The organism is Streptomyces sp. NPDC020489 (genome assembly GCF_044386545.1).
GTDB lineage: Bacteria > Actinomycetota > Actinomycetes > Streptomycetales > Streptomycetaceae > Streptomyces.
On record NZ_JBIRUZ010000001.1, the window covers coordinates 809,832 to 824,145 of the forward strand.

Sequence of the window (14,314 nt, forward strand, 5' to 3'; positions counted from 1 at the left end):
CCCTCACACCCGCCCCGGCGGAATTACGCCCGGGACCGTGGGGACCGTGGGGACAGCGGGGGCCGCCAGGATCGCTGGGACACCGTCGTACGGTGGTCCCATGGACGCACTCGCCCGCCTCGACCGGCGCATCGCGGACTGCCGGGCCTGCCCCCGGCTGGTCGAGTGGCGCGAGGAGGTCGCGCGGACCAAACGGGCCGCCTTCGCCGACGAGACGTACTGGGGCAGGCCCGTACCCGGGTTCGGCCCGTCCGACGCGCGCGTGCTGATCGTGGGGCTCGCCCCGGCGGCGCACGGCGGCAACCGCACCGGCCGCATGTTCACCGGCGACCGCTCCGGGGACGTGCTGTACCAGGCGCTGTACGACGTCGGCCTCGCCTCGCAGCCGACCGCCACCGGTCCGGACGACGGCCTGGAACTGTACGGCGTCCGTGTCACCTCGCCCGTGCACTGCGCCCCGCCGGCCAACAAGCCCACACCGGGGGAGCGCGACACCTGCCGCCCCTGGCTGCTCCAGGAGTTGAGGCTGCTGCGGCCGACGCTGCGGTCCGTGGTGGTGCTCGGTGCCTTCGGCTGGCAGGCCACGTTGCCCGCGCTGGCGGAGGCGGGCTGGGCCGTGCCCCGGCCCCGGCCGGCGTTCGGGCACGGGGTGCGGGTGCCGCTCGACGGGATCGAACTCTTCGGGTGCTTCCACGTCAGCCAGCGCAACACCTTCACCGGACGGTTGACCCCGGAGATGCTGAGGGACGTGCTGAGCGCGGCCGCCGGCCGGTCGGCGGAGCCGTGATGCATGCACGTGATCAAGGGGGCGGTCCGTCGTAGGAGACCCGGGTTCGGGCGAGGACGGCCCCTTTGCCCGGGCATCGGACCGCGTCCGGGAGCCGGCCCCCGGACGCCCGCGGCTGTAGCGTCCTCGCCCTACGGCTGCCAGACGTACCGCACGTCCGGCTCGCCCTCCTCGTTCCCGTTGCCGTCCGTGTGCTCGACGGCGACGAAGCCGTGCCGTTCGTAGAAGCGGTGGGCCGGCTTGTTGACCTGGAAGGTCCACAGGTGCAGACCTCGCGGACTGCGCTCCTTGGCCAGCTCCACGAACCGGTCGCCGACGCCGCGTCCGCGCCAGTCCGGGGCGAGGTAGAGCTGGGACAGGAGGTCGCCGTCGAGGACCATCACCCCCACGATCCCGTCCGCCTCCGCCACCCATGTCTCCCGGAGCGGAACCACCACGTGCCGGAAGTAGTCCCGGACCTCGTCGTCGGACCGGGGTCTGACGACGGTGGGGAGCGCCGCCGCGAAGGAACGCAGCCACACGTCGGCCGCCGCCGTCGCGTCAGGGGCGGCAGCTCGCCGCAGGGTGATGGTCGGGTCGTATGAGGTCACGCGACGGGATCCTGTCAGGGAGCCACCCGCTCCCGCACCGCATTTCTCGCCGGGCCGAGCGGCACAGGGCGCTGACGGCTCGCGAGCGGCACAGGGCGCTGACGCCTAGGGAACGACGGCCGTCGCCGTGATCTCCACCAGCTGTCCCGTGTACCCGAGGCAGGCCACGCCGAGCAGCGTCGACGAGTGCGGCCCGGTGCTGAGCCCGGAGGCCTCCACGACCTCCCAGACGGCGGAGAGCACCGAGGTCTCGCTGCTCACGACGTACACCTCGGTGTGGAGGACGTGCGCCAAGTCGCTGCCGACCGACCGCAGTTGCTCCTCGAGATTGGCGACCACCTGCTGCGCCTGCCGCACCGGGTCCCCCTCGCCGACGATCCGGCCCTCGGCGTCGAGCGGTACGGAACCGGCGAGGAACGCCAGCCTCGTGCCGGCCTCCACGACGGAGGCATGGGAGTAGGTGGGCGGCGGAAACAGGGCGGGGGAGGTGACGCGACGGATCACGGGAACTCCAGGGGTGCGCGGAGGGCATGAGGGGCGACCTCGCGATCATCCAGGCCACCCTCTCCGGCCGCACCCGAATTTCCCGCCGACTGTCCCGTCCAGGCCGCGGCAACTCTTCGGCGCTGCCCTCCGCTTCAGGCCCCCTGCCGCCGGCCTGCCGCCCGTCGCCGTGCCGCACCCTTTCCCAAGCCGGATCTGAACTCGAGGCTCCGCTCCGCGGCCTCCACCCGTTCGAGCCGGTACAGCCGCACCGGAGGCGCGGCCAGGGCGCGCGGATCGACGCTCAGCCGGTCCGGGGGGCCGAGAAGGCGGTGCACCAAGCCGCCGTTGGTCCATCCCCGCAGTCGCAGGCCGGCCAGTGAGACGTACCGCCGACCGTCCTCCTCGTGCTCCCCACGACCCACCATCACTGCCTCCCCCGTTGACTCACCACAGGCCGGTACCCGCGGCCCGTCGTGACATTCCATGACGCTCCATCACACAGGGCACCCGGGGCACCGACGGCCCCTCTTGACACCCAGGGCGCCCAGGACGCTCCAAGCCCCGCGCGCCCGAAAACGCCCTGCGACTGAACGCAACTGCCGTGACTCACTGTGACGACACATCCCATTGAAGCGCCTGCCACTGACAATCGCCCACGGCGGACGCCGCCTGTGGACAACCGCCCAGCAGTGCGGATCCGCAGATGCAGCCTCCCGTGACGAACGGCGGCCCGGTTTCAGTCCCGTGCCCTGTGTCCCGCAGTGTCGTCGGCGGCCATCGGGGAGCGTGGGGACGGCAGGTTGATGAGGTCGCTGACGTCCGCCACCTCCTGGAGGGTGTGCGCCAGCGAGACGAGGGTCCGGCGGACCTCCCCGATGCGCTCACGCAGGGCGTCCGCGTGTTCCCAACGCCGTTCCCACGCCACCGGATCCACTCCGTCCGGGCGCTGGGACTCGTACGCCGACAGCCGCGGATGCCAGGTCGCGAGCAGGGGGCGCAGAACGCGGTTGAGGACGGTGACGGCGAGGATGCCGAAGCTGACATGGCCGGGGGCCAGGGGCGGGGCGATCTCCGGGCCGTAGCGGCGGAGGATCTCGCGGGTGGTGTCGAAGAAGGTGTAGAGGGAGGTCAGCGCCTCGCGCAGGAAGCCTTCCTCCTGGTCGAGTTCCTCGACGGACACGCGGGTGACGAGTTCCAGGTACAGCTCCCAGGCCGCGCTGCGCTCCGCGTCGGCGGGTTCCCAGGTGCCGGTGATGTCGCCGACGAACGGGATCGCCAGCCTGGCCGTGACCTGTGTCGGACCGCTCGGCCGACGCCGCTTGCGCTGTCTGTACGTCATGATCACTCTCCCCCTGGTCAGGGTAGGGCACCTCGCCCTCGGGGACGACTGGTTCGGGCGGCCGCGCTGAAGGGTGCCGTGGAGTGGGCCCTGATCCTCTTCGGAAAGGCCGAACAGGGCCAGGGTGGGGGTCTTTGGGCGCGGTGCCGCGGTACCGCCCGCCCCGGGCCGCGAATAATCTTTCGATATGCGGCCGTTGTCACTGCTACCGTCCCCGATGTGGCGAAACTCAATCAGATCATCGCAGTCGAGAAAGGCGTCAAGTCCAAGGCGCACCAGGACCTGACGGCAGCTCACCACGGGTTGCAGAAGCCCGCGTTGCTGGCCGGGATCTCGCGTACGTACCAGCCGAAGGACGAGGAGGGCGAGCAGTTGCCGCCCGAGTCGACCCGGGTGCAGGTGAAGGCCGAGGACGTGCTGCGGGAGACCGCGGCGACGTTGACGCGTCTCTTCGACGTGACCGCCACCAAGGACTGGGCCAACTGTGCCGCGCGCGCGGACGTGACGGTGGACGGGCGGGTGCTCGTCGCCGACGTGCCGGTGTCGTATCTGCTCTTCCTGGAGAAGCAGCTCGTCGATCTCAACACGTTCGTACGGAAGTTGCCGGTGCTCGACGCCTCCGAGGCGTGGGTGCAGGACCCGTCCACGGACTCCTGGAAGACCGAGCCGGTGCGGACCCTTCGTACCAAGAAGGTGCCCCGCAACCACGTGAAGGCCGAGGCGACCGAGAAGCACCCGGCGCAGGTCGAGGTCTACTACGAGGACGTGCCCATCGGTTACTGGACCACCGTGAAGTTCTCCGGTGCCCTTCCGGCGCGGCGCGTCAACGAACTCCTCGACCGCGTCGAGAAGTTGCAGCAGGCCGTGAAGTTCGCCCGCGAGGAGGCGAACGGCGTCGACGTCGTGGACCAGCGGGTCGGGGACGCCGTGTTCGGTTACCTCTTCGGATAACCCCGATTCAGGCAACCCCTTCGGGCAACCCGATTCAGGCAACCCCGATTCAGGCAACCTAGATTCGGACAGCCCCGAATTCGGGTAGCCTCGAAAACTCCCCGGCCCTGTGAGGCCGGGGTGCGCGAGGAGCGCAAGCTGAAGCTGAAGCTTGTCGTGACTGCGCGGTTCCAGTGGAGGTTCGAGTCCTCCCCGCGGCACCTTCACGCGCCGCGGTAGCCCAATCGGCAGAGGCAGACCGCGATCAATCTCAGACTATTGCTCCAGACTCAGTATTCGCCGTCGATCGCCGGATCGACCGGGCCCAGGCCCAGGGCGTCGAGATGCTGGTTCAAGTCCAGTCCGCACAGCTCGATGTGCGGTGGTCCAAAGGCAGGACGCGACGACATTACGACTGATCTGGGTCCTCAAGTGTGCCGGCGTGCCACATGGACGGCACCGACAGGGCCCGGGGGCAGGCTACGCCCTCGGGCCCGCTCCCGTTTTCCGCGCGTTTTGCGTTCATAAAGAACACGCCCTTTCCCGGCATCGTCACATTCCCGAAATACGACAGCCCCATCTCCTCCAGAAACTCCCTCTACCGTGGACACCGATCGCCCGGCCACCGTCGCCCGAAGGCAGCCCCCGCCCTCGATCAGTCGACAGGAGCCCTGTGTCCCGCACGCGCACGCCCGCCCGTACCCGCGCTCTCGCCCTTCCGCCCTGGCTCGCCCATGCCCTGCGTGCGCAGCGCGGGCCGGTGCCCTGGAGCGCGGTGACGCGGGGCGCGTTGGCCGCCGGGCCGCTGCTGCTGGGTGCGGTGCTGGTGGACCGGGTGTCGTTCGGGGTGGTCGCGGCCATCGCGGCGATGCTGGCCGGGATCAACGACCGTCCCGGCGGCCGGCGGGCCTCCGTCGTACGGCTCGGCGTGCCGGCGCTGGCGGGCGCGGTCGGGCTGTTCGTCGGGACGTACGCCGGTGATCATGCCGGAGCCGTGGCGCTGACCCTGCTGCTCACCGGTGTCGGGCTCGTCGCGGGCGGGATCAGTGCCGTCGGGCCCGTCGCCTCGGCGGCCGGTACCCAGCTGCTCGTCGCGTGCGCCATCGGGGCGGGCATGCCCCTGCCGGAGGAGGGGTGGCAGCGGGCCCTCGCCTATCTCGCCGGGGCCGGATGGCTGCTCGCGCTGCGGCTCGCCCTGCCGACGCCCGGCGCGCTCGCCGGGGACTTCCGGTTCGACGGGGAACGGGACGCCGTGGCCGCGGTCTACGACGCCGTGGCTGACCTGCTCGACGCCGCGGGCGGCCCGCACGCCACCGCCCGGCGTGCCGCGCTCACCGCCGCCCTCGACCACGCCCAGGACGCGCTCGCCGGACCACGGCTGCGCCGGTACGCCAGCTCCTCCGCGGAACGGCGGCTGCACGCGCAGTACGCCGCCGCGCTGCCCCTCGCCGAGGCCGCGACCGCGCTCGCCTGGGCGGGGGAGACCGGGGCCGGACGGGCCTCCGCGGGCCCCCGGCGGCTCGCCGTCGCCGTACGGGAGAACGCGCACACCGGGCCGCTGCCCGCGCCCTCCCGGTCGGCCCCCGCGCTGCGGGCGCTCGATGACGCCCTGCTGCGGGCAGCCGAGACCTTCGACCGGGCCGAGGGGAGCGATCTGCACACCCGCCGGCGTACCGGGAAGGGCCTGCTGCGGGCCGTCTTCGGGGCGGGCGGACGGGAGTACGGGCTGCGGGTCGCGCTCTGCTTCGGCGCCAGCGTGGCCGTCGCGCAGGCGCTGCACCACGCCCGCTGGTACGGCGAGCACGAGCACTGGTACTGGCTGCCCGCCACCACCGTCTTCCTCGTCAAGCCCGATCTCGGGCCGCTCGTCTCCCGGGTGCTGTGCCGGGCGGCGGGGACCGTGCTCGGGGCGTTGGTGTTCGCCGGGTTCGCCGCCGTGCTGCCGCGCCCCGAGGGGCTCATCGCGCTCGTCGCCCTCAGCGGGGCCCTCCTTCCCGTCGCCACCCGGCACTTCGCCGTCCAGACCGCCGTCGTCACCGTCCTCGTGCTGGCCCTCGTCATGGTCGGCGGTGAACCCCAGGCGTCCGCCGGACGGATCGGCGAGACCCTGCTGGCCTGCGCGATCGTGCTCCTGGTCGGCCATCTGCCGATGCCGGGACAACGCGGCGGCACCGTACGGTCCCGGCTCGCCGTGGCGGCCGCCGCCGCTCAGGCGTACCTCGACCACGTCCTGAGCGGGTCCGAGGACCGTGCCGCACGCTGGACCCTGCGCCGCGAGGCCTACCGCACCCTCGCCGAGGCACGCGCCGCGATCGCCCTGGCCGCCGCCGAACTCCCCCCGCTCGCCCGCCACTCGGAGGGCACGGGCGACATCGTCGTCACCCTCGAACGGCTCGTCGACACCACCACCGCGTGCGCCGTCCACCTCGACGACTCGGGCCGCGTCGACCCCGAACACACTCGGCGGCTCGCGGAGTTGGCGGACGAACTCGCCAAGGAGCGCACGCGCGCGAGGATACGGCTGCCCGAACTGCCCCTGGCCGGGTGAGCCCGGACGCGGGGCGCCCCCTCGGGCCCCGTCGTCAGATGTGCGCGGTTCGGCTCACGCGGGGCTAGGGCGCCGTCGTACGTTGGCGGGATGACCGACACTCCCGCCGACCTCGTCATCACCGGGTGCACGGCCCTTGTCCACGACGACCAGGAGCGCATCGGGTTCGAGGAGGACGTCACGATCGTCGTACGAGACGGAGTCATCGCGTCCGTCACGGCCTCCCCGGACCTGCCCCCCGGCGTCGAACACATCGACGCCCGTGGACAGGTCGCGTTGCCCGGACTCGTCAACTGCCACACCCACGCCCCGATGGTGGCGCTGCGCGGGGTCGCCGAGGATCTGCCCACGCAGGAGTGGTTCAACGACGTCGTCTGGCCCGTCGAGTCCAACCTCACCGCGCGGGACGTGGAGTTGGGGGCGTGGCTCGCGTGCGCCGAGATGATCCGTGCCGGGGTCACCTGCTTCGCGGACCACTACTTCTCCATGGAGGCCGTCGCCTCCGTCGTCGAGGCGTGCGGGATGCGCGCCCACCTCGGCGAGGCGTTCTTCTCCTCCCAGGGGCCCCAAGGGCGGGAGAGGTCGCTGGAGTTCGCGCTGCGGCACCGAGGCGCCGCCGGCGGCCGCATCACCACCGCCCTCGCGCCGCACGCCCCGTACACCGTGGACGACGCCGACCTCGCCGCCACCGCCCGACTCGCCCGCGAGCACGGTCTGCCCGTCCATCTCCACGCCGCCGAGAACCGCGACCAGACCGAGGTCAGCCTCGACCGGCACGGCGTCACCCCCATCGAGGTGCTCCGGCGCACCGGTCTGCTGGACACCGACGTCCTGATCGCCCACGGCACCGGCATCCTCGACCGTGACCTCCCCGTCCTCCAGGCCGCCACCGGCCGGGTGGCCGTCGCCACCGCGCCCCGCGGCTACCTCAAGTTCGCCTGGCCCACCACCACCCCGGTACGCGCCCTGCGTGAGATCGGGGTCCCCGTCGGACTGGCCACGGACGGCGCCGCCTCCAACAACTCCCTCGACGTATGGGAGTCCATGGCCCTCACCGCGCTGATCCAGAAGTCCACGACCGGCGACCCCCGTTGGCTGACGGCCCGCCAGGCCTTGCACCACGCCACGCTCCAGAGCGCCCGCGCGGTCGGGCTCGGCGACAGCGTCGGCTCCCTCGCGCCCGGCCGCCGCGCCGACATCGTCCTGGTGGACCTCACCGGACCGCACACCCAGCCGGTGCACGACCTCGCCGCCACCCTCGTGCACAGCGCCCGCTCCGGCGACGTCCGCACCACGATCGTCGACGGCCGGGTCCTGATGCGTGACCGCGAGCTGCTGACCATCGATGTCGCCGACGTGGTCCGCGAGTTGGGGCAGCGGCTCCCGGGCCTCCTGGAGCGGGGTCACGGCCGGCGCATCCAGGACTACGACACCTGACCACGGGCGCCCGCGCCGGGTCGGTCAGGGCAGCCGGGTCGGTCGGATCGGTCTGGCCGAGCAGAAAGTTTCCCGTGCGCCGATGAGTTCCGCTCCTCCCCACGGTCACCACCCCGAACGGACCGTCGCAGCAGGAGGGGTCATGTCGCTTCCGGAGGTCGTCTCGCGTGAGCAGTGGCGCGCGGCGCGCAAGGAATTGCTGGTCAAGGAGAAGGCGGTCACGCGGGCGCGGGACGCGCTCAACGCGGAGCGGCGCTCGCTGCCCATGGTGGAGGTCGACACCGCGTACTTCTTCGAGGGCGGCGACGGGAAGGCCACGCTGCTCGACCTGTTCGAGGGGCGGTCCCAGCTCGTCGTCTACCACTTCATGTTCGCGCCCGAGTGGGACGCGGGCTGCCGCAGCTGCTCGGCGTTCCTGGACCAGATCGGGCATCTCGCGCATCTGAAGGCGCGCGGGACGACGTTCGCGGCCGTCTCCAGAGCGCCGTACACGAAGATCCTGCCGTTCAAGGCGCGGATGGGCTGGACCGTGCCCTGGTACTCCTCGTACGGCGGCGACTTCAACCGCGACTTCGAGGTGACCCTGGAGCAGGAGGGGGAGTCCTTCGAGCGGCCGGGTCTCAGCTGCTTCCTGCGGGAGCGCGACCGGGTCTTCCACACCTACTCGACGTACGACCGCGGTCTCGACGGACTCGGCTCCACCACCAGCCTGCTCGACCTCACGGCGCTGGGGCGGCAGGAGGAGTGGGAGCAGCCCAAGGGGCGCGCGTCCGCTCTGGGGGCACCCGCGGGGAGCGATCGCGTCCGGTATCACGATGAGTACGAGGACTGACACAAAAAGTAGCGAAAGTGACCGGTAAGTAACCGGACTCTCACGCTTCGCGCCAAAGCCGTGTCGGCTAGGTCTCAGTCCCGCAACTGAGCGAGGCGATCGGTCCCCGGAAGGCGTTAACTCCTACAAGTACGACGCTTTCTGGAGGTCAGGATGGTGAACGGGCGAACCGTGCTCGAATGCTTCCCCGCGGGCGGTCCCCGTGGATCGTGGCCGGCGGAGGAGTTCGCGCACGCGCGGCGCATGGAGGGCATGCCCGCCGAGGTCGTGATGGACCTCGCCACGGACACGTTCCTGGTCATCGTGCGGGGCGAGGGGGCCGTCGACGCGCTCGCCTGAGACCCCGGGCGTCAGCTCGCCTTCGGCGCGGTGAACTGTTCCGCTTGGAGCGAGTACAGCTCCGCGTAGACGCCGCCGCTGGCCAGCAGTTCCTCCGGGGTGCCGGACTCCACCAGGCGGCCCTGCTCCAGGACGTGCACCAGGTCCGTGTGGCGCACGGACGCCAGTCGGTGGGTGATCAGGACCACCGTCTGACCGGTGCCCGCCAGGGCCCGGATCTTCTCGAAGACCTCCAGCTCGGCCCGCGCGTCCAGGGCCGCCGTCGGCTCGTCCACGATGAGGATGCGGCCACGGCGGTACGCGGCCCGGGCGATGCCGAGGCGCTGCCACTGCCCGCCCGACAGCTCGTGGCCGCCGCTGAAGTGGCGGGCCAGCAGGGTGTCCAGGCCGCGCGGCAGATCGGCCACCACCTCCTGGGCGCCCGCCTCCGAGATCGCCTCGGCGAGCCGTTCCTCGGTCAGGGGCGCGGCCGAGCGGCCGACCGCCACATTGACCTTCGCGGTGAACGGCCAGCGTTTGAAGTCCTGCGCCACCATCGCGATCCGCTCGGCGAGCAGCCGCCGGTCCGCGCCGGCCGCGTCCACACCGTCCCACAGGATCCGGCCCCGGTCGGGGGTGTACAGCCCGGAGAGCAGCTTCACGAGGGTCGTCTTGCCGGAGCCGTTCTCGCCGACGAGCGCGACGATCCGGCCGAGGGGGAGCGTCAGCGTGAGGTCGTCGAGGGCGGGCCGGGTGGACTCGCCCGGATAGTTGAACGTGACGTTCTCGAAGCGGATCTCCCGCGGCTCCTCGGGCAGCTCCCGCCCGCCGACCGGGATCGCCCATTTCTCCGCCTCGACGTACAGCCGCTGCAGATCGCCCACGAACAGGGCCTCCTGATGAAGCTGGTTCACTTCCAGGACGAGGCTGTCCAGGCTGGCGGAGCCGGACCGGATCGCGATCACGGCCGTGCCCGCGACGGAGAGCGCCATGGCCCCGGCGAGCAGCAGACCGCCGAGTGTCGCGTACGTCGCCACCGTCGCGATCCCGGTCCAGGCCGCGGCGATGAGTCCGGTACGGGCGGCCAGCCGGGCCAGCCGCGCCTGTTCCGCCTCCGCCGTCTCCGACATCACGCGGTAGTGGCGCAGCAGGAAGGGGCCCACCCCGTGCAGACGGATCTCCGGCGCGGACTCCGGCTCGGTGAGCAGACCGCTGAGGAGATGACCGGCCCGGGCGTGCTGCACCCAGGTGTGGAAGGACTCGTACCGGCGGCGGGCGACGGTCAGGGCGCTCCAGGCGCTGGGCAGCGTCATGGTCACCAGCAGCGGGAGCAGGGCGGGGTGCAGCACGGTCAGGACACCGGCGGCCGCGATCAGTGAGATGGCCGCGTTCATGACCCGGGTGGCGTAGGTGATCATGCGGCGTGCCGAGCTGGCACCGTACTGGGCGCTGTCCAGCAGTTTGTGGAAGGCGTGGTCCTCGATCGCGGCGAGTTCCACGGCGGCGGCGCGCTCCAGGTACCGCTCGGTGGCGACCCGCTCGACCTTGGGTTCCAGCCGGCCGGCGGCGTACGTCGACGCGGCCCGCAGCAGCGCGGAGACCAGCATCACCGCGGCCATGATGGCGAGGGCGGGTACGGCACCGCGCAGCCGTTCCTCGATCGGCCCGCCGCCGATCAGTCGGCCCAGCACGCTGTTCACGGCGAGCAGGCTCACGGCCTGTGCCACACCCCGTCCCGCCTCGGCCCCGAGCACCACCCGTGCGGCCTTGCGGTCCGCCTGCCAGGCCAGCCGGAAGCTGAGCGCGAGGAGCGCGGGGAGCTGGCGCAGCATCGCCCCGAAGCTCAGCTGGAGCCCGGCGCCGGCGTGGCTGTTCCAGCCCGTGTCGTAGCGCAGCGGGCCGCCGAAGAGCAGCCGCTCCGACTCGGACGGTTCAGGTGCTGGCGTGTCCCGCTTCTTGCGCACCGTCGGCCTCCCCCGATCCTGGACGGAGAGCCACTATCGCGGGAGGCAGGTGCCGGGGGCAGGGCGCAGACGGACATGCCGGGGTACGCGGGCGTGCGCCGGACGGTCCTACCGGGCGAGGGGCATGTGGCGTACGGCCGTACCGGACGGGGGCGTGTGGCGTACGGCCGTGCGGGCGCGGCGCATGGGACGTGCGGCCCTACCGGACGCGGGGCGTGCGCCGGGGCGGCCCCGTGCCGGACGACGACCATGGGTAGGGGCACCCCGGTGCAGGGCGAGGGGGCATGCGGCGAGGCTGCCGTACAGGGCGAGCGGCGGGCGCCAGGGCGGGTGGCGCTACCGGACGGCCCTATGCGCTGACCGGCCGGGACCAGGTGGGCGTCGTCCCCGTCACCCGGCAGAGGGCCAGGTACAGCGGGATCGGCGGCGTGTACGGGAGCTCGCCCTCGGGTCGGTGTATCAGGTCGGGGGCCACCGGCGCGTCCGGAACGATCGCGCCGGTGGCGTACTGGGCGGGGGCGGGCCACTCCAGGGCGTAGTCCGAGTCCGACGGGAGCAGCCACCACCAGTGCGTCTCATCGGCGTAGACGCACCCGGCTCGGGGCAGGCGGGGCATGATCAGCGGACCGAGGCGGGCGGGTACCGCCACCGCGTCGCAGCCCAGCGGGGCCGTCATGCCCTCGGGGAGGGGGAGGCGGCGGGGTGCGGCCGGGGCGTGCAGACCGCGTCGGAGGCGGACCAGCGTGTCCAGGGTCAGTGCCGTGCCGCCGGCCAGGTGCCTTACAGCCATGCGCCCCCCGTCCCGTGCTGACGGGCCGGTCCGTGGAGCCGGTCCACGGCGTGCTGGTGCGTGGTGTCCTGGTGGTGAGCGGGGTCGAGATGACGCGCGGTGTCGTGCGGGCGCTCCGCGCCTTGAGGTCGCTCCGTGCCGTGGTGGTGCTCCGTGCCGTGGTGGTGCGGAGCGGCCTCGTCGATGTGGTGCGGAGCGGCCTCGTCGATGTGGTGCGGGGCGGTCTCGTCGTGGCGGGCGTCGGGGTCGTCGTCCTGGTCGCCGGGACCGTCGGGGCGGCCGGGCTTGGGGCGGGCTCCCCAGCCCAGGTCGTTGCAGGGCCCGCAGTCGTGGCGCGGGGTGTCTGCCTTGCGGGGCAGCTCCGCCCAGACGAGCAGACCGAAGCCCTGTTCGTGGGCGCCCCAGGCGTGACAGAGGGCGTCGACGAGAAGCAGTCCCCTCCCGTGCTCCTCCTCGCCGCGCTGCGACGACGGACGCGTCTGACCCGGTGCGCAACCCTCGTCACGGACGGCTATTCGCACCAGCTCGTCGCCGTCGTGGAGCTCGCACACTATGTGGCTGCTCGCCGTGTGCACGATCGCGTTGGTGACCAGCTCGGTGACCACCAGAGCCGCCGAGTCGCAGATGTCCTCGCAGACCGACCAGCCGTTCAGCCGAGCCCGCGTCAGCCGTCTGGCCTGCGCCGGGGAACCCGGATGTGCGGCCAGCTCGAACCGGAACCGGCGCTCGGCAACGGCCCCACCAGGGGAAACTCCCTCGGCGGCACCGAGGCTGTGGGGGCCTGCGGCGGCGTCTGTTCCTAAGGGCGCGGACGGAATCACGCTTGCCACTATCGCCCCGCCGTGAACACTTGGCAAGTGTCACTCTGAAAAATGCAGAGTGCTGTGTGACGGTCTGGAAGGCCGTGGCACACTGCTCGCAACAGCATGTCGAGCGGCGCCAGTTGAGATCACCGGAGATCCGACCAGGTCTTCGAATAGGTCTTCGAATGGCGCCGTCCGCCTGCCAGGATTCTTTTGCGCCATTTTTAACGGGTCCCAGGACCCCCGGGACGTCCAGGAGGTGGAGGGTGAGCGAGCCGCGGTCCGCGCCGACGGTCGGCCAGGTCGTCCTCGGACGGCGCCTGCTGGATCTGCGCGAGCGCGCCGGTCTCAAGCGCGAGGAGGCCGCCAAGATCCTCCGCGTCGCCCCCGCCACGGTCCGCCGCATGGAGATGGCCGAGGTCAGCCTCAAGATCCCGTATCTGCAACTGCTCCTGAAGTCCTACGGCGTCTCCGAGGAGGAGGCCGACGCCTTCGTGGAGCTGGCCGAGGAGGCCAACAGGCCCGGCTGGTGGCAGCGGTTCCACGACATCCTGCCCGGCTGGTTCTCGATGTACGTCAGCCTCGAGGGCGCCGCCAGCCTCATCCGGTCCTACGACCCGCACTTCCTGCCCGGACTGCTCCAGACCGAGGACTACGCCCGCGGAGTGCTGAAGTCGGGAGCCATCGGCCAGACCAGCCCGGACGACATCGAACGGCACGTCGCACTGCGAGTACAACGCCAGGAACTGCTCACCCGTCCCGACGCGCCGCGGTTCTGGGCCGTGGTGGACGAGACCGCGCTGCGCCGCCCTGTCGGCGGCCCGGAGGTGATGCGTGCCCAGATCGACAAGCTGCTCCAGGCCACGAAGCTGCCCAACGTGACGTTGCAGATCGCCCCGTTCGCACACGGGCCGCACCCCGGCACGTACGGGCCCTTCGTGCTGTTCCGATTCGCCGTGCCGGAGCTTCCGGACATGGTCTACAGCGAGTACCTGACCGGCGCCGTCTATCTCGACGCGCGCCCCGAGGTGGCGACCCATCTCGAGGTCATGGACCGCATGGCGGCGCAGGCCGCTACGGCACATCGCACGAAGGAGATCCTCCGGGATCTCCGCAAGGAGCTGTGAATGGATCGCATCAAGCCGCGCATACCCGTCTACAACGGCATGCCCGCGCGGGAGTTGGGCAGTGAGGGCTGGCACAAGCCCTGGAGCGGCGGCAACGGCGGCAACTGCCTGGAGGCGATGAAGCTCGCCGACGGACGCATCGCCGTCCGTCAGTCGACCGATCCCGACGGCCCGGCGCTGATCTACACCACCGACGAGATGACCGCCTTCATCGAGGGCGCGAAGGCGGGGGAGGCGGACTTCCTGCTGTCGTGACGTGTTGGTCCGACGCTGACCTGAACTTCCTTGCCGTGATGGTTAATTGATGCACGCAGGTCCCCTGCCCGCGAACGGCGCGAGCAGGTCCCGCCCGACGGCGCCTCG

Annotated in this window: 13 protein-coding genes and 1 pseudogene; 8 read left to right on the top strand and 6 right to left on the bottom strand. The window is 71.8% G+C overall.

Going from position 1 to position 14,314, the window contains the following annotated elements:
- The first annotated feature begins 100 nt into the window (after positions 1–100).
- Entirely contained in the window at positions 101–787 is a 687-nt protein-coding gene (locus tag ACH41F_RS03625; protein WP_398832623.1) for a uracil-DNA glycosylase, read from the top strand.
- 131 nt (positions 788–918) lie between these two features.
- On the opposite strand, the gene ACH41F_RS03630 is transcribed toward ACH41F_RS03625, so the two are convergent.
- The 3 genes from ACH41F_RS03630 to ACH41F_RS03640 all read right to left on the bottom strand — a co-directional run bounded on the left by ACH41F_RS03630 (position 919) and on the right by ACH41F_RS03640 (position 3,202).
- A complete protein-coding gene (locus tag ACH41F_RS03630) occupies positions 919–1,377 on the bottom strand; it encodes a GNAT family N-acetyltransferase (protein ID WP_398832626.1) in 459 nt (152 codons plus the stop codon).
- A gap of 105 nt (positions 1,378–1,482) precedes the next feature.
- Positions 1,483–1,881, bottom strand: a complete 399-nt coding sequence (locus ACH41F_RS03635; RefSeq protein WP_391230227.1) for a Rid family hydrolase — start codon at positions 1,879–1,881, stop codon at positions 1,483–1,485.
- Between the two features lie 718 nt (positions 1,882–2,599).
- The gene (locus ACH41F_RS03640; protein WP_391230229.1) at positions 2,600–3,202 is read right to left on the bottom strand and encodes a hypothetical protein; all 603 of its coding nucleotides are present in this window, start codon (positions 3,200–3,202) and stop codon (positions 2,600–2,602) included.
- Between the two features lie 219 nt (positions 3,203–3,421).
- Between ACH41F_RS03640 and ACH41F_RS03645 the strand changes: the two genes are divergently transcribed.
- The 5 genes from ACH41F_RS03645 to ACH41F_RS03665 all read left to right on the top strand — a co-directional run bounded on the left by ACH41F_RS03645 (position 3,422) and on the right by ACH41F_RS03665 (position 9,288).
- Entirely contained in the window at positions 3,422–4,153 is a 732-nt protein-coding gene (locus ACH41F_RS03645) for a hypothetical protein (RefSeq protein ID WP_391230230.1), read from the top strand.
- A 652-nt stretch (positions 4,154–4,805) separates the two neighbouring features.
- On the top strand, positions 4,806–6,680 hold the full coding sequence (locus ACH41F_RS03650) for an FUSC family protein (protein ID WP_398832629.1): 1,875 nt from the start codon (positions 4,806–4,808) through the stop codon (positions 6,678–6,680).
- A 90-nt stretch (positions 6,681–6,770) separates the two neighbouring features.
- Positions 6,771–8,117 carry an amidohydrolase family protein gene (locus ACH41F_RS03655; RefSeq protein ID WP_391230233.1) on the top strand — a complete coding sequence of 449 codons (1,347 nt, stop codon included), beginning with the start codon at positions 6,771–6,773 and terminating at the stop codon, positions 8,115–8,117.
- 142 nt (positions 8,118–8,259) lie between these two features.
- Positions 8,260–8,949, top strand: a complete 690-nt coding sequence (locus ACH41F_RS03660) for a DUF899 family protein (protein ID WP_391230235.1) — start codon at positions 8,260–8,262, stop codon at positions 8,947–8,949.
- A 153-nt stretch (positions 8,950–9,102) separates the two neighbouring features.
- Positions 9,103–9,288 carry a hypothetical protein gene (locus ACH41F_RS03665; protein WP_391230236.1) on the top strand — a complete coding sequence of 62 codons (186 nt, stop codon included), beginning with the start codon at positions 9,103–9,105 and terminating at the stop codon, positions 9,286–9,288.
- An 11-nt stretch (positions 9,289–9,299) separates the two neighbouring features.
- On the opposite strand, the gene ACH41F_RS03670 is transcribed toward ACH41F_RS03665, so the two are convergent.
- The 3 genes and pseudogenes from ACH41F_RS03670 to ACH41F_RS03680 all read right to left on the bottom strand — a co-directional run.
- Complete coding sequence (locus ACH41F_RS03670; RefSeq protein WP_398832634.1) at positions 9,300–11,231, bottom strand: ABC transporter ATP-binding protein; 1,932 nt, start codon at positions 11,229–11,231, stop codon at positions 9,300–9,302.
- Between the two features lie 349 nt (positions 11,232–11,580).
- A complete protein-coding gene (locus ACH41F_RS03675; RefSeq protein WP_391230238.1) occupies positions 11,581–12,021 on the bottom strand; it encodes a hypothetical protein in 441 nt (146 codons plus the stop codon).
- Positions 12,022–12,242: 221 nt separating this feature from the next.
- Positions 12,243–12,851, bottom strand: a pseudogene (locus tag ACH41F_RS03680) (ATP-binding protein); the annotation flags it as partial.
- Between the two features lie 239 nt (positions 12,852–13,090).
- Between ACH41F_RS03680 and ACH41F_RS03685 the strand changes: the two are divergent.
- Together ACH41F_RS03685 and ACH41F_RS03690 are read left to right on the top strand one after the other, a co-directional pair.
- Positions 13,091–13,951 carry a Scr1 family TA system antitoxin-like transcriptional regulator gene (locus tag ACH41F_RS03685; protein ID WP_391230239.1) on the top strand — a complete coding sequence of 287 codons (861 nt, stop codon included), beginning with the start codon at positions 13,091–13,093 and terminating at the stop codon, positions 13,949–13,951.
- Positions 13,952–14,206 (top strand): DUF397 domain-containing protein, encoded by a 255-nt coding sequence (locus ACH41F_RS03690; protein WP_059197394.1) that lies wholly within the window; start codon positions 13,952–13,954, stop codon positions 14,204–14,206. It abuts the gene before it with no gap.
- Positions 14,207–14,314: the final 108 nt, after the last annotated feature.

What these genes read in the sequence shown, in the direction of transcription:
- ACH41F_RS03625 (WP_398832623.1), top strand. Translation starts at nt 101, where the DNA reads ATGGACGCACTCGCCCGCCTCGACCGGCGCATCGCGGACTGCCGGGCC.
- ACH41F_RS03640 (WP_391230229.1), bottom strand. Translation starts at nt 3,202, where the DNA reads ATGACGTACAGACAGCGCAAGCGGCGTCGGCCGAGCGGTCCGACACAG.
- ACH41F_RS03655 (WP_391230233.1), top strand. Translation starts at nt 6,771, where the DNA reads ATGACCGACACTCCCGCCGACCTCGTCATCACCGGGTGCACGGCCCTT.
- ACH41F_RS03660 (WP_391230235.1), top strand. Translation starts at nt 8,260, where the DNA reads ATGTCGCTTCCGGAGGTCGTCTCGCGTGAGCAGTGGCGCGCGGCGCGC.
- ACH41F_RS03665 (WP_391230236.1), top strand. Translation starts at nt 9,103, where the DNA reads ATGGTGAACGGGCGAACCGTGCTCGAATGCTTCCCCGCGGGCGGTCCC.
- ACH41F_RS03675 (WP_391230238.1), bottom strand. Translation starts at nt 12,021, where the DNA reads ATGGCTGTAAGGCACCTGGCCGGCGGCACGGCACTGACCCTGGACACG.
- ACH41F_RS03690 (WP_059197394.1), top strand. Translation starts at nt 13,952, where the DNA reads ATGGATCGCATCAAGCCGCGCATACCCGTCTACAACGGCATGCCCGCG.